The following is a 14,230-nucleotide window of genomic DNA, read 5'->3' on the forward strand; positions in this document are numbered from 1 at the left end:
TTTATATCAAGTGATAGGCGGCTATGTCGGATTTACCTGCTCCCACTCCGTGCCGGGGAGGTGCCGGGATCAGCCGAAGTCCGGCTCGTAGCTGCCGTACCGCCGGCTCTCGGGGTCGAAGGTGAAGCCGAAGTAGTTCTTGTAGAAGGTGAAGTGCCGGGTGAAGGCACTGTTCACGTGCATCAGCGGACGGGCACCGGTGTCGGGCTCGGCGTAGGTGCCGAGCAGGGCGCCGAAGGTCTTCCGCCCGGAGGCGACCGCGAGGGCGTGGCTGTACGAGCCGAGGATCTCCCTGCGGACGAACTGCCTGAACTCCCCGAAGGTCACCTCGATCCTCCGGGGGTCGGGAAAGGCCCGGCCCAGACCGGCCCCCAGCACGGCCGCCGGCCCCGGGGGAAGGTCGCCGAGGACCAGGACCTGGCTGTCGGCGAGGCCGGCGGAGCGGTAGTCGGGGTGGTGCTCCACCTTGGCCAGGACCTGGTTGAAGTCATGGCCGAACGCGCATCCCCAGCTCCAGTTGACACCGTCGGGGTGGTAGGCCGCCCGGAAGGCGGCCAGTGCCGCGGGGTCCATGTTCGCCGGCTGGAAGTCCTTCGTCCGCGGATCCCTGTCGTCGGGGTCCCGTCTCCCGCTGGGTACGACCTCGGCGTACCGGCTGCCGGGCGGCTGCCACTGGCCGTCGTCGAAGCTGTCGACCAGGATCGGGCCCCCGGCGAACCCGTGCGAGAAGAAGCTCAGCTCCATCAGGGTGCCGGGGGCGCGGGCCCCGATGGTGCCTACCGCCGCGTAGACGTCCATGGCCGACATCACGTCGAAGTGGCCGTCCCCGAAGGCGTTGCCGCTGTAGAGGGCACGGGTGACCGGGCGGAAGGAGCGGACCGCGGCGACCGACTCCGTCCGGTCGCCCCCCGGATAGGTGAACGTCCGGACGACGATCTCCCCGCTGCCCACGTCCATGATCTGGAAGACCAGGTCCTCACGCGCCTTGTTGGCCGCGACCAGCCGCCGCACCCGGTTCTCGCAGTACGCCCGGAACGGCAGGCTCTTGGGCGGCTGCGGATACCCGGCCACCAGGACGAAGTGCCTCATCCCCTCAGGCCTCGACCCAGTCGCCGTCCGCGTTCTGCACCCAGCGCGGAAGCCTGTCGTCCGGACGCAGCCGCACCAGGTTCGTGGGGATGCGTACGGTCCACTGCTCGCCCTGCGGGATCTCGTCGCCGGGCCGGTCGAGCCGTTCGGCGATCTCGTCGGCGATGGGCAGGTAGAGCGGACTGGACACGGTCGGCAGGGGCCCGCCGTTCCACAACTCGCCGAAGTGCATGAAGTGGTCGACGGCACCCTCGAAACCGAGGCGGGCGGGGACCGTCACCCGGCAGTAGCCGGCCTTGAGGAACTGGTTGAACAACGGGTCGGGATCGTCATAGGCGAGCCGCTCGTCCCACTCGGACTTGCGGCCCCAGAAATACGGGTACGCCACCCACGTCATGTGCTCCCACTCGAAGGCCTGCTCGAAGAAACGGACGTAGGCCCCCTCCGCCGCGGCCTCCTCGAAGTCCATCTGCGGGACCTTGTCGCTCGTGACGTGCATCGCGTCGAAGAGGTCGAAGTGCTGCTCGGTCATGATGCTGACGCAGCTCTTGCGCAGTTCGTGGGCGATCAGCTCCTCGTTGGCCCGCGGGTTGCGTCCCTCGATCGCGACACCGGCCTCCAGGGTGAGCGCGGCGAGCTTCTCCTCGTACTCCGAGAGGCGGGCGCGGTAGGCGGTGGTCAGCTTGGCGTGGGTCTCCGCGCGCCACTTCTCCATGGCCCGGTCGGTGCGCCGGCACTTGATCTCGACGGCGACGGCCACCTGGGCGAGGCGCAGGGTGTCCACGGCGACCGGGACCGAACCCTGCTCCTCGTCCAGCATGGTGATCCACACCCAGCGGTCCCCCGGTCCGAACCGGTGGGTACGGCGGCCCACCACCACGTCCAGGGAGTACGTCCCCTCCCAGATGTTGCCGATGTAGGCCACGGACGCCTGGAGCGCCTGGTAGCCCTCGTCGATGGTCACCTGGCCGGAGTGGTTGTAGTTGGTCTTGCTGTCCCCGCCGCCCGCCTTGAAGTCGAAGGACTTGGTCACGTACCGCTCGGGCGGCGGGGAGACGTCCGTCGCCTGGTACGCCTGCACCCAGTAGTGGTAGTTGGTCACGTCGATCTGGTGCGGCATCAGGGCGAAGGCCTGCGGCTTGTCCAGCTGGACCGCTCCGGCGTGGGCCGACTGCAGGGTGTGGACGAGGAACGCGGCCGGCTCCGGGACCATGAAGTCGAACATCGTGCGCAGTCCGTAGTTGAACATCTGCGCCCGGTAGACCTTGGTCACCCACTGGTAGACGCCCGAGATGTGGCCGACGCCGGGGCTGTTGTCGAGCGTGTGGGTGTTCTTCTCGGTGACCTCCGTGGTGACCCGCAGGGAGGTGCGCTCCAGCACCCGCTCGGAGATCTTGCTCGCGCTGCGCTGGGTGACGTCCTGCGAGAACGTGGACGCCGACTTCGTCGCCTCCTCCTTGGACCGGGAGACGGAGCCCTCCGCCGACGCCGAGAACTCCACCGTCGGCCCGTACTTCCCGGAGACCGTCAGACCCGCCTTCAGCGCCGCGTCCTCCTTGATGACGGCACTGGCCTCCCGGCTCATCTCGAAGCGGTCGGTCGACTCCAGCTCGCGTTCCTCGGAGGTGATCTTCTCCCTCTCGTGGACGGTGACCTGCTCGGTCTCCTCCCGCCGGGTGTGTTCCCGCAGCTTGGTCTCGCCCTTGAGCACGTTCTCGATGTGGGCGACGTCGGCTCCCTCGTAACCGACCAGCTGCTGGCGGACCACCAGGAGGTCGGCCACACCGGACGGCTTGACGCTGCCCCGGCTGACCGGGACCCGGCCGGTCTCCAGCGGGATCTTCTCGACCGGGTCCAGGTCCCCGATGGTGATCGCGTTCCAGACGGACGGCAACGGGGTGGCGGTGGTGACCAGCGTGTCGCCGATCCGGCGCACACTGCGCCTGACGGGCTTGCCGAACAGTTTCTCCAGCTCCGCGGCCGTCCGGTCGACCTCCCCCTGGAGCAGGGCGACGACCCGGTCCAGCGGATGGGCCGTCACATCGATCCCGCGGGCCGTCAGCAGGGCCCGGGTGGGCTCCGACAGCTGCTGCGGGGCGTTCGGCCCCAGCCGGAAACCGAGGTCCTTCAGGACCGCCGGGACGAACTCCGGGCTGCCGGCGAGCAGGTCCGGTTTGGCGCCGAAGACCTGCCCGGCCAGCTGCGCGGCGCCGGCGACGACACCGGGCTGCGGGGGGTCGGGCGGGGGTTCCCCGGCCGCGGCGGGAACGGGCGGGGGAGCCGGGGACGGAGAGCGCGAGGGGGCACCGGCGCCGGCGCCTTCGCGGGTGTCGCCGTCGGTGCGTGCGGGGGCGTCGCCGTCGCCGCCCGGGCGGACGCGCTCGCCGGTGTCCGCGCCGACGCCCTCGCGGACACCGCCGCCCGTGCCCCCACCGGTTCCTCCACCGGCGCTCGCGGCCAGGGCCCGCAGGTTGGCCTCCGCGAGGCGGTCGTGGAAGCTGATCTGACGGGCCAGTTCGGCGGCCGGAGTGGCGTCGGCGGGCGGCAGCACCTGCGCCCTCCCCGCCTGCGGGCTGATGCTGAAGTGCTCCCCGCCGAGGCCGGTGAGCTCCTCGATCGCCGTGCGTAACTGCCGGTACACCGTGAGCAGTTGCCCGGCCCGCTCGCGTCGCACCCGGGCCGCCTCGTCCTCCTTCTCCCGCTGCCGGCGCTCGGCCTCGACGGTGGACAGCACGGGTTCGAGCCCCGTGGCACCGGGCAGCCGCAGAGGCAGCCGGCGGGCGCGCCTGAGGTCCTGCGCCGCCGCGGGGAAGGAGGGGCGCGCCACGAGCCGGGCGACGATCTCCAAGTGGCGCAGCAGTCGCACGAGTTGGTCCAGCGGCCGGGTGTGCTCGGCGGGCAGGAACTTGACGGCGAGCACGCTGTCCCTCAGCCGGGCCACGGCGTCCTTGTACGGCGCGCTCTGCACGACGTCCGCCGGAGCCGCGCCGAACGCCTCACGGACGGCGGCGATCACGGAGTCCCGCAAGGAGGGCGGGGGCGGGGGAGGCGTGGCGGGGCCGGGACGCGCTTCGGCATCCGCAAGGGTCCCGGCCGCGGCCCGGGACACGGCCTGGCCCGGCAGCCGGTCCAGGGCCGCCGCGAACCTCGCCGTCTCCTTGCCCAGCGGGGCCTGCTCGGGCCCGGCGATGTACAGGGGGCCGGCGACGTACTCGCCCACCACCCGCCTGATTTCGGTGCGGGGGTCCGGGGCGCCGGAGGCGGCGGACAGCGCCCGCTGGAAGTCGGTCTGCTGGGCCAGCTCGACGCTCGGTTGGTCGGGGTCCTGCGCGATCGCGGGCCGCAGCAGGGCGAGACGGAAGAGAGGTTCCACGGGGACCTCCTGTGGGGGCGACGGAGGCACGGCTCACGTCCCGGCCCCCAGCTCCTCCCACTATGGGGTCGTTCCCCGCGGACGGACCCGAAGTTCACTCGTGTGAGTGCCCCGTGGCCGGGGCGGGCGGGAAACAGGAGTGTCCGTACGCACCGCGAGCCCCCTCCGCCCCGGAAACACCGGCGGGAGGGGGCTCGTGAGCGGCGGCCGGTCCGGCCTACGGCTGGTCGTCGCGGTCGGCCTCGTCCTCCTCGGCCTGCTTCGCCTCCACCTCCGGGTCCAGTCCGGCGCCGGTGCCGTCCACCGAGGTGAGGTGGCCCCCGTCGGGGACCTCCGTCGCCGCCGGCGGCTCCACCAGCCAGTCGGGGTTGGCCTGCTTGTCCCACCACTTCCAGGCCGCGAAGGCACCGCCCGCGACGGCGGCCAGCACCGCCAGCGTCTTCACGGCGCGGCCGGTCCGGCACCGGCGGGCGTTGCGCCGGGCCAGCTTCTGGATGTCCTCGGCCGAGACCTGACCGCGCAGTGCGGCGAGGGCGGCGGCGCCGCGAGCGGCGGCCTCGTCACGCACCGGCGCGGCCGCGGCCACGGCCTGTTCGATCTTGGGACGCGAGTACTCGGCGGCCTGCCGGGCGGCCTTGCGGGTACGGGCGGCGGCCTCCTGCGCGGCCAGGTCCATCTTCGGCGGCACATGCGTGCGGGCCTGCTCCAGGCGCGGGGCGAGCCGGGCGTCGTAGTGCACGCGGGCCTGTTCGGCGGCCTGCGACACCACGGGCGCCAGCCGTACGCGTGCCTCTTGCGCGTAGTGCGCGGCACGCTCCTTGGCCGTGTCGGCGTAGGGCGCCACCACTTCCGCGGCGTGCAGCACGCTGTCCTTCGCCGAGCCGGTCGCGGCGCGCACGCTGTCGATGCGGGTCACGGGTTCCTCCTCCTCGGTGGCGTACGGTATTTCGACTTTCCACCCTTTTACGGATCATGCCTGTCCGGGGCCGGTGAGGCATGCGCGGGCGGGCATATGGGTGCCGGTCTCCTCTCCGCCTCTTCTTCCGCATGATCGAGGGCGGTAAGCGGTCTTCGGCCGACACTGCCACGAATCGCCGGGGCGCACCGCCCGCCCGGCGGAAGTCGTGGCCGCCCGGCGACGCGCGGACCGGACCGTGGAAGGATCGAGGTGTCGCGGCGGACGACGACGGAAGGCGGACCGTGGCCGAGCAGCTCTATGCCACCCTCAGGACCACCCTCGGCGACATCGAGGTGCGGCTCTTCCCGCTCCACGCGCCCGTCACGGTCAGAAACTTCGTCGAGCTGGCCCGCGGTGAACGCGAGTGGGTCCACCCGGGCACCGGGGAGCGGAGCAGAAGACCGCTCTACGACGGCACGGTCTTCCACTCCGTGATCAGCGGCTTCATGATCCAGGGCGGCGACCCGCTGGGGAACGGCCTCGGCGGTCCCGGCTACGGGTTCGAGGACGAGTGCCATCCGGACCTCGCCTTCGACACCCCGTACCTGATGGCCATGGCCAACGCCGGCCCGGGCACCAACGGCTCGCAGTTCTTCATCACGGTCACGCCGAGCACCTGGCTGAACGGCAAGCGGACCATCTTCGGCGAGGTCGAGGGCCCCGCCGGCCGCAAGGTGGTCGACGCCATCGCCAACGTGCCGACCGGCCGCAACGACCGGCCGCTCGTGGACGTCGTCATCGAGACGGTCGTCGTGGAGACGCGGGAGAGCCGGGGAACCAATCACCCCGCTCGTCCGTAAGGATGAGCGGGGCAGGACGGAGCCGTCGGGGCCGGCGCGATCCGGCCACGGGGTACAGGGACACGACGACCAAGGGGATCTGATGGACCAGGCCGCAGGGAGCGCGCACGACGCCGCCCGCAGCGTGCCCGGGTGCTACCGGCACCCGGACCGCGAGACCGGCGTGCGCTGCACCCGCTGTGACCGGCCGATCTGCCCCGAGTGCATGGTCAGCGCGTCGGTCGGCTTCCAGTGCCCGGACTGTGTGCGCGGCGGCTCCGGCACGGGCCACGCGCCCGCCGCGTCCCGGCCGCGCACGATCGCCGGCGGCACGGTCACGGCCGACCCGCGCCTGCTCACCAAGATCCTGATCGGGCTCAACCTCGCGCTGTTCGTCGCGATCAAGGCCGACAGCTCCCTGCTGGAGCACGTCTTTCTCTACGGCGCGTGGCCCCCGAAGCCGTACCAGCCGACCTCGGGCGTCGCCGGCGGCGAGTGGTACCGCTTCGTGACGTCGATGTTCGCGCACGAGGAGTACTGGCACATCGGGTTCAACATGCTGAGCCTGTGGTGGATCGGCGGCCCTCTGGAGGCGGCCCTCGGCCGCGCCCGCTACCTGGCGGTCTACCTCGTCTCCGGGCTGGCCGGCGGCGCGCTGACCTACCTGCTCACCTCCCCGACGACCCCCTCGCTCGGTGCCTCGGGCGCCATCTTCGGTCTCTTCGGCGCCACCGCCGTGCTGATGCGCCGGCTCAACTACGACATGCGGCCGGTCATCGCCCTGCTGGTGATCAACCTGATCATCACCTTCAACCCGGCCATGAGCATCTCGTGGCAGGCGCACATCGGCGGCCTGGTCGCCGGCGTCGTGACCGGGTACGGGATGGTCCACGCCCCGCGGGAGAAGCGCGCGCTGGTGCAGTACGGCACCTGTGCCGTGGTGCTCGTCCTGGCGCTGGCCCTGGTGCTGGTCAGAACCGCGCAGCTCACCTGACCGGGCGGGTCCGGCGGGCGGGGAACCCGGGCAGACCCGGGGGAACACCCTGTCACCGAACCGTTGTCCACAGCCTGTGCCGGATCTTGTGCATATGGTGCGAGCACAGCTGTGCCCCCTGTCGCTCGGATGTGTTTCCGCAGGTCGGACAGGGGGCGAACGGGTGTATGAGGAGCGGTTGACCGGTCACACCGGCGTCAACACCCGATGGGTTATCCACAGATCGTCGTTCTTTTCCCCATGTGGAAAACCGCTGTGGATAACTCAGTGGTGAGCCGTGGGCAGAGCTGGTGTCCGCCGCGCTACTTCCACTGCGTGGAGACACCGAACCCGGCGGCGATGAAGCCGAAGCCGACCACGATGTTCCAGTTGTCCAGGCTGTCGATCGGCAGCGTGCCGTCCGTCACGTAGAAGACGACGATCCAGGCCAGCCCGATCAGGAACATGGCCAGCATGACGGGCGCGACCCACGCGCGATTGGTGAGCTTGATGGCCTGCGCCTGCCTCGCCTGCGGCGGCGTGTAGTCGGCCTTCTTGCGGATACGTGACTTCGGCACGAGGGTCTCTCCTGTCGATGCGCTGCGTGGCCGCGCAGGTAACTGGGTCGGGCTCGGGGCAGCGTACAAGGGGCCAACATGACGACTCTGTGTGCTCCCCCGGGCGTCCGTTAGCGTAGTGCTTCCGCGGCGCCGAAGGAGATAAGGGTACGTTGAGCAATTCTGCCGACTCCCCCGGGACGGGATCAACGGGTCCCGGCCCCCGGCGCGGGCCGCGCCTGCGGCCCGTGCGGATACTCACCGCGGCCGTCTTCGCCCTCGCCGGGCTGATCTTCTTCACCAGCTTCGACACGGCCAAGGGCACGGACATCCGCCAGGACGGCTCGCTGCTGAAGCTGTCCGACCTGATCCAGCAGCGCAGCCGCAAGAACAAGGAGCTGGACGAGTCCAACGCCGCCCTGCGCGACGGCGTGGAGTCGCTCGCCGAGAACGACGACGGCAGCACCAGGGCCGAGGACGAGAGACTGGGTGGGCTGGAGAAGAGCGCGGGCACGCAGAGGCTGACGGGCAAGGGGATCACCGTCACGCTGAACGACGCCCCGCCGGGCGCCACCGCCAAGCTCCCCGGTTATCCGGAGCCGCAGCCCGACTACCTGGTCATCCACCAGCAGGACCTCCAGGCCGTGGTGAACGCGCTGTGGCAGGGCGGGGCCAAGGGCATCAAGGTCATGGACCAGCGGCTGATCTCCACCAGCGCGGTGCGCTGTGTCGGCAACACCCTGATCCTCCAGGGCCGCGTCTACTCACCGCCGTACAAGATCACGGCGGTCGGCGACCCGGGCCGGCTGAAGCAGGCCCTCGCGGACAGCAAGGCGATCCAGACCTACATGGTCTACGTCAACGTCTACGGCCTCGGCTGGAAAGTCACCGACGACGGGACGGTGACTCTTCCCGGCTACTCCGGCACAGTGGATCTGCACTACGCGAAGCCAGTGGGGTAGACGTCCGTCCGGGAGCCGCCGGTGCGCGTGATCGTCAGAACCGTCAGCGAGCTGTGCATCACCGTCGGCACCCTGATCGTGCTCTTCGTGGTCTACGTGCTGTTCTGGACCGGGGTGAAGGCCGACCGGGTCATGGGCGACCAGATCGAGACGCTGCGGCACCACTGGGCCCGGCGCGGCGCCCAGCCGGCCGAGCAGCGGGGACCGGCGCCGTACTCGCCCGGCGAGGCCTTCGCCGTCATGTACGTCCCGCGCCTGGGGGCCGGCTGGCACAAGCCCGTCCTGGAGGGCACCGGCACCGGCGTCCTGAAGAAGGGCCTGGGGCACTACGCGCGCACCGCCCGGCTCGGCGGGACCGGCAACTTCGCGGTCGCCGGCCACCGGCGTACCTACGGCGACCCCTTCAAGGACTTCCCGCGGCTGCGCCCGGGCGACGCCGTGGTGCTGACCGACGGGACCGCCTGGTACACGTATCGGATCGACAAAGGGCCGTACAAAACCGTGCCGACGGACGTCGGGGTGATCGATCCTGTGCCCGGGAAGTCGGGGTACGCGCGCCCCGGCCGTTATCTGACCCTGACGACGTGCGATCCGGAGTGGGGCCACAGCCACCGGCTGATCGTGTGGGCGCACCTCGACGCCACCCGGCCCGTGGACACAGGCGAACCGAGGGCGCTGCGCCGTTAATCTGGTGACGTACGGCGTGGGTCTGGTGCCGTAGGGACACGGAAGGGACGGCAAGGGACGGCATGTACGGCTGGATCTGGCGGCATCTGCCGGGGAACGCGTGGGTGAAGGCGTTCCTCTCGCTCGTACTGGTCCTGGCCGTGGTCTACGTCCTCTTCCAGTACGTCTTCCCCTGGGCCGAACCGCTGCTGCCCTTCAACGATGTGACGGTGGACAACCAGTGAGTGCGCGGATTCTCGTCGTCGACAACTACGACAGCTTCGTCTTCAACCTCGTCCAGTACCTGTACCAGCTGGGCGCCGAGTGCGAGGTGCTGCGCAACGACGAGGTGTCGACCGCGCACGCCCAGGACGGCTTCGACGGCGTGCTGCTGTCGCCCGGGCCGGGGACTCCGGAGGAGGCGGGGGTGTGCGTGGACATGGTCCGGCACTGCGCCTCGACCGGGGTGCCGGTCTTCGGGGTGTGCCTCGGCATGCAGTCGATGCAGGTGGCGTACGGCGGTGTCGTCGACCGGGCGCCCGAGCTGCTGCACGGCAAGACCTCGCTGGTCGAGCACGAGGGCAAGGGCGTCTTCGCCGGCCTGCCCTCCCCCTTCACGGCGACCCGCTACCACTCCCTGGCCGCCGAGCCGGCCACGGTCCCGGCCGAGCTGGAAGTGACCGCCCGCACCCACGACGGCATCATCATGGGGCTGCGCCACCGCGAACTCCTCGTGGAGGGCGTGCAGTTCCACCCCGAGTCGGTGCTGACCGAGCACGGGCACCGGATGCTGGCCAACTGGCTGGCGGAGTGCGGCGACCACGGTGCCGTGGCGAGATCGGCGGGGCTCGCCCCGGTGGTGGGCAGGGCCACGGCGTGACCGCGCTGCGCCCCGAGCGCGAGGACTTGTACGGCGGCGAGAGCCCGTACGAGCCCTCCGCCGGTGCGCGGCCGGCCGCGGGCCGCCGGCCGGACCCGCCGACGGCCCCGATGCCCCGGGTGACGCCCGGGCCGGCCGGGGAGGCGCCGACGGCCCCGATGCCCCGGGTGGCTCCCGTCGACGACGAGACGATGGCGCTGCGGATCCCGGCCGCGGGCGCCCCCACAGAGGCCCCTGGAGCCTCATCCGCCCCTCCGGCCACCGGAGTCACACCCGGCGGCCGTGCGGCCCGCAGAAAGGCCGCCAGGCGGCGCGGCGGGCGACGGCGCGGCGGCGGCACCCGGCGGACGGCGGCGCCTCCCGCGGCGCAGCGGGACCCGCAGCGGCCCCTGACGCGGGTGGAGGCCCGGCGGCAGGCCCGGCTCACCAGGCCCGGCCCGGCGACCCTGGTGAGCCGGGCGGTCGGCGAGCTGTTCATCACCACCGGCGTACTGATGCTGCTGTTCGTCACCTACCAGCTGTGGTGGACCAACGTCCGCGCGCACGCGCAGGCCGGCAGCGAGACGCACCAGCTCCAGGACGACTGGGCCAGGGGCAAGCGCAACCCGGGCGTCTTCGAGCCGGGGCAGGGCTTCGCCATCCTGCACATCCCGAAGCTGGACGTGGTGGCGCCCATCGCGGAGGGCGTCAGCAACAAGAGGGTCCTCGACAAGGGCATGGTCGGGCACTACGGCGAGGCCCCGCTGAAGACGGCGATGCCCGACGCGAAGAGCGGCAACTTCGGTCTCGCGGCGCACCGCAACACCCACGGTGAACCGTTCCGGTACATCAACCGGCTGACGCCCGGCGACGCGGTCGTGGTCGAGACGCAGGACACGTACTTCGTGTACAAGGTGACCTCGACGCTGCCGGTGACCCCGCCGAGCAACACCAGCGTGCTCGACCCGGTCCCGCCGGGCTCCGGCTTCACCGGGCCCGGGCGCTACATCACCCTCACCACCTGCACGCCGGAGTTCACCAGCAAGTACCGGCTGATCGTCTGGGGCAAGATGGTCCAGGAACGCCCGCGCAGCAGGGGCAAGCCGGACGCGCTCATCGAGTAGGGCTCATCGAGTAAGGGCAGAGGAACTGTGGCAGCGACCGCCGACGAGACCGAAGAGACCACGGACGGGTCCGGGCCGGCCGCGGATCCCGCTCCGCGCCGCCGGCGCCCCGGCCGCATCGCGCTGGCGGTCAGCGTCTTCGGGGAACTCCTCATCACGGCGGGCGTGCTGCTCGGCCTGTTCGTCGTCTACTCGCTGTGGTGGACGAACGTGATAGCGGACCGCAAGGCGGACCGGCAGGCCGACAAGGTCCGCGAGCACTGGGCCGAGCAGAAGGAGTCCGGTCCCGGCGCGCTCGACACCAGGGACGGCATCGGCTTCCTGCACGTGCCGGCGATGCGCAACGGCGAGGTGCTGGTCGAGAAGGGCACGGGCACGGACGTCCTCGACGACGGCGTGGCGGGCTACTACACCGACCCGGTCAAGGCCACGCTCCCCACGACCGGCAAGGACGGCAACTTCTCCGTCGCCGCCCACCGGGACGGGCACGGCGCCAAGTTCCACAACATCGACAAGATCGAGAAGGGCGACCCGATCGTCTTCGAGACCCGGGACGACTGGTACGTCTACAAGGTCTACTCGGTCCTCCCCGAGACCTCGAAGTACAACGTCAAGGTCCTCTCCCCCGTCCCCAAGGAGTCCGGCAGGAAGAAGCCGGGCCACTACATCACCCTGACGACCTGCACCCCCGTCTACACCTCCCGGTACCGGTACGTGGTGTGGGGGGAACTGGTCCGGGTGCAGAAGGTGGACGCGGCCCGGACCCTGCCGAGGGAACTGCGGGGCTGACCGCGGGGGTGTGACACACCGGACACGCGTGGGCCCCGGCCGGACAGTCCCGGCCGGGGCCCACGCGCATCCGCCCTCCGGGCGTCAGCCGCCGTTGCCGCCGAAGAGGCCGCCGCCGTTGCCGTTGCCGCCGCCGTTGTTCCCCTGGCCGATGCCCACGGTCGTCAGCGTGATCGTGGTGCCGGCCGGGTCGTCGACCTTCTCGTTCTGCTTCGGGTCCTGGGAGGCGACGAACGCAGTGTCGCTGCCGTCGCTGCCCGGGGCGAACTGGATGTTCGTGAAGCCGGCGGCGTTCAGGATCTGCCGGGCCACCGCGACCGTGCGGCCACGGACGTCCGGGACCTGCGTCTTCTGCTGCTCCTGCGCCTTGCCGACGTTGATCACCACGTTGGTGTTCTTCGCGACCGGCTGGCCCGCGGCCGGGTTGGTGCTCTGCACCTTGCCGTCCTGGGCCGGGTCGGTGACCGCGGTGTCGTTGCAGGTCGGCACCAGACCCTTGGCCTGGAGTTCGGCCTTCGCCTCGTCACAGGACTTGCCGGTGACGTCGGGCACGGCCACCTTCTCCTCGGCCTTGGCGACCGTGAGGGTGATCGTGGTGCCCTTCTCCTTGCTGATGCCGCCCGCCGGGTCCTGGGTGATGACGACATCGGGCGTCTGGGTGGACACCTGGGTCTTCTTGTCGACCTGGAAGCCCTTCTCCTTGAGCTGGTCCGCGGCCTGGTCGAACTGGATGCCGCGGACGTCCGGCACGGTGACCTTCGGCGCGCCCGTGGACACCACCAGGGTGACGGTGGTGTTCTTGTCGACCTTCTCCCCCTTGTCGGGGTTCTGGGAGCACACGTTGCCCGTGGGCTGCTTCTCGCACTCCTTCTTGGTGACCGTCACCTCGAGGTCGACGTTGGCGGCCATCTTGCGGGCCGTCTTCTCCGGCTGGCCCACGAACGACGGCACGGTCACCTTGCCGTCGCCCCCGCCGTCGCCGGGAAACGCCCACTTGCCGATCAGGATCGCGCCGACCAGGACCAGCAGGCCCGCGACGACCAGCAGGATCGTCGAGGTGTTGGACTTCTTCTGCTGCTGGCGGCGGCGGTCCGGGCGGTCGTCGTAGCCGTAACCGCCGTCGTCGGCGTTCATCGGCGGGAGCATGGCGGTCGCTCCGGCCGGGGACTCCGAGCGCAGGGCGGTGGTCTGCTGGTCGTCGGGGTAGCCGCCGTAGCCGACCGCGCCCATCGCGGCCGTGGCCGCGACCGGCTGGCCGTCCAGGCACGCCTCGATGTCGGCGCGCATCTCGTCGGCCGACTGGTAGCGGTAGTTCGGGTCCTTGACCAGCGCCTTCAGGACGATCGCGTCCATCTCCGGGGTGATCTCCGGGTCGAAGACGCTCGGCGCCTGGGGCTCCTCGCGGACGTGCTGGTAGGCCACGGCCACCGGGGAGTCGCCCACGAAGGGCGGCCGTACCGTCAGCAGCTCGTAGAGGAGACAACCGGTCGAGTACAGGTCCGAGCGGGCGTCGACCTGCTCGCCCTTGGCCTGCTCCGGGGAGAGGTACTGGGCGGTGCCGATGACGGCCGCGGTCTGGGTCATGGTCATGCCGGCGTCGCCCATGGCGCGGGCGATGCCGAAGTCCATCACCTTGACCTGGCCGTTGCGGGTCAGCATGACGTTGGCCGGCTTGATGTCCCGGTGGACGATGCCGCTGCGGTGCGCGTACTCCAGGCCCTGGAGGATGCCGATGGTCATCTCCATGGCACGCTCGGGCAGCAGCTTGCGGCCGGAGTGCAGCAGCTCACGCAGCGTGGAACCGTCGACGTACTCCATCACGATGTACGGGATGGAGACCCCGTCGATGTAGTCCTCGCCCGTGTCGTAGACCGCGACGATCGCGGGATGGTTGAGCGAGGCGGCCGACTGGGCCTCCCGGCGGAACCGGGCCTGGAAGGACGGGTCGCGCGCGAGGTCCGCACGCAGCGTCTTCACCGCCACGGTGCGGCCGAGGCGGGTGTCATGCGCGAGATAGACCTCCGCCATGCCACCGCGGCCGAGCACCTGGCCCAGCTCGTACCGGCCGCCGAGGCGACGCGGCTCTTCCATAGCTACCTAC

The 14,230-nt window shown here is 70.9% G+C and carries 13 protein-coding genes; 8 read left to right on the plus strand and 5 right to left on the minus strand.

Annotated features, from left to right (window positions below):
* Nucleotides 1-69 precede the first annotated feature (69 nt).
* The 3 genes from ACZ4VF_RS28400 to ACZ4VF_RS28410 all read right to left on the minus strand — a co-directional run bounded on the left by ACZ4VF_RS28400 (nucleotide 70) and on the right by ACZ4VF_RS28410 (nucleotide 5,378).
* On the minus strand, nucleotides 70-1,089 hold the full coding sequence (locus ACZ4VF_RS28400) for a hypothetical protein (protein WP_467929469.1): 1,020 nt from the start codon (nucleotides 1,087-1,089) through the stop codon (nucleotides 70-72).
* A gap of 4 nt (nucleotides 1,090-1,093) precedes the next feature.
* Nucleotides 1,094-4,462: a hypothetical protein gene (locus ACZ4VF_RS28405; protein WP_467929470.1), complete on the minus strand. Its 3,369-nt coding sequence runs from the start codon at nucleotides 4,460-4,462 to the stop codon at nucleotides 1,094-1,096.
* Nucleotides 4,463-4,679: 217 nt separating this feature from the next.
* Entirely contained in the window at nucleotides 4,680-5,378 is a 699-nt protein-coding gene (locus ACZ4VF_RS28410) for a DUF5324 family protein (RefSeq protein WP_467929472.1), read from the minus strand.
* Between the two features lie 284 nt (nucleotides 5,379-5,662).
* Here ACZ4VF_RS28410 and ACZ4VF_RS28415 point away from each other — a divergent pair, with 284 nt between their 5' ends.
* Both ACZ4VF_RS28415 and ACZ4VF_RS28420 read left to right on the plus strand, forming a co-directional pair.
* Nucleotides 5,663-6,220 carry a peptidylprolyl isomerase gene (locus ACZ4VF_RS28415; protein WP_467929473.1) on the plus strand — a complete coding sequence of 186 codons (558 nt, stop codon included), beginning with the start codon at nucleotides 5,663-5,665 and terminating at the stop codon, nucleotides 6,218-6,220.
* A gap of 82 nt (nucleotides 6,221-6,302) precedes the next feature.
* Nucleotides 6,303-7,193 carry a rhomboid family intramembrane serine protease gene (locus ACZ4VF_RS28420; RefSeq protein ID WP_467929475.1) on the plus strand — a complete coding sequence of 297 codons (891 nt, stop codon included), beginning with the start codon at nucleotides 6,303-6,305 and terminating at the stop codon, nucleotides 7,191-7,193.
* A 302-nt stretch (nucleotides 7,194-7,495) separates the two neighbouring features.
* Here ACZ4VF_RS28420 and crgA read toward each other — a convergent pair whose 3' ends face one another.
* Nucleotides 7,496-7,750, minus strand: coding sequence for a cell division protein CrgA (gene crgA / locus ACZ4VF_RS28425; protein WP_467929476.1), 255 nt, complete (start codon nucleotides 7,748-7,750; stop codon nucleotides 7,496-7,498).
* Nucleotides 7,751-7,902: 152 nt separating this feature from the next.
* On the opposite strand from crgA, the gene ACZ4VF_RS28430 reads away from it, so the two are divergent.
* From ACZ4VF_RS28430 to ACZ4VF_RS28455, 6 genes are all read left to right on the plus strand, one after another.
* Nucleotides 7,903-8,691: a DUF881 domain-containing protein gene (locus ACZ4VF_RS28430; RefSeq protein WP_467929477.1), complete on the plus strand. Its 789-nt coding sequence runs from the start codon at nucleotides 7,903-7,905 to the stop codon at nucleotides 8,689-8,691.
* A 21-nt stretch (nucleotides 8,692-8,712) separates the two neighbouring features.
* Complete coding sequence (locus ACZ4VF_RS28435) at nucleotides 8,713-9,378, plus strand: class E sortase (RefSeq protein WP_467929479.1); 666 nt, start codon at nucleotides 8,713-8,715, stop codon at nucleotides 9,376-9,378.
* A gap of 62 nt (nucleotides 9,379-9,440) precedes the next feature.
* Entirely contained in the window at nucleotides 9,441-9,602 is a 162-nt protein-coding gene (locus tag ACZ4VF_RS28440) for a hypothetical protein (RefSeq protein WP_467929480.1), read from the plus strand.
* Nucleotides 9,599-10,237: an aminodeoxychorismate/anthranilate synthase component II gene (locus tag ACZ4VF_RS28445; protein ID WP_467929481.1), complete on the plus strand. Its 639-nt coding sequence runs from the start codon at nucleotides 9,599-9,601 to the stop codon at nucleotides 10,235-10,237. Before ACZ4VF_RS28440 ends, ACZ4VF_RS28445 begins: the two co-directional genes overlap by 4 nt.
* Complete coding sequence (locus ACZ4VF_RS28450; protein WP_467929482.1) at nucleotides 10,234-11,340, plus strand: class E sortase; 1,107 nt, start codon at nucleotides 10,234-10,236, stop codon at nucleotides 11,338-11,340. The genes ACZ4VF_RS28445 and ACZ4VF_RS28450 overlap by 4 nt, the downstream gene beginning before the upstream one ends.
* Nucleotides 11,341-11,367: 27 nt before the next feature.
* A complete protein-coding gene (locus ACZ4VF_RS28455) occupies nucleotides 11,368-12,129 on the plus strand; it encodes a class E sortase (RefSeq protein ID WP_467929484.1) in 762 nt (253 codons plus the stop codon).
* Nucleotides 12,130-12,213: 84 nt separating this feature from the next.
* Here the strand turns inward: ACZ4VF_RS28455 and pknB are convergent, their stop codons facing one another.
* Nucleotides 12,214-14,220 (minus strand): Stk1 family PASTA domain-containing Ser/Thr kinase, encoded by a 2,007-nt coding sequence (pknB, locus tag ACZ4VF_RS28460; RefSeq protein WP_467929486.1) that lies wholly within the window; start codon nucleotides 14,218-14,220, stop codon nucleotides 12,214-12,216.
* Nucleotides 14,221-14,230 lie beyond the last annotated feature (10 nt).

Source organism: Streptomyces sp. NPDC029151 (assembly GCF_055564315.1).

Bases quoted from the DNA above. Each gene is read 5' to 3' on its own strand.
- ACZ4VF_RS28400 (WP_467929469.1), bottom strand. From the start codon at position 1,089: ATGAGGCACTTCGTCCTGGTGGCCGGGTATCCGCAGCCGCCCAAGAGC.
- ACZ4VF_RS28420 (WP_467929475.1), top strand. From the start codon at position 6,303: ATGGACCAGGCCGCAGGGAGCGCGCACGACGCCGCCCGCAGCGTGCCC.
- ACZ4VF_RS28440 (WP_467929480.1), top strand. From the start codon at position 9,441: ATGTACGGCTGGATCTGGCGGCATCTGCCGGGGAACGCGTGGGTGAAG.
- pknB (WP_467929486.1), bottom strand. From the start codon at position 14,220: ATGGAAGAGCCGCGTCGCCTCGGCGGCCGGTACGAGCTGGGCCAGGTG.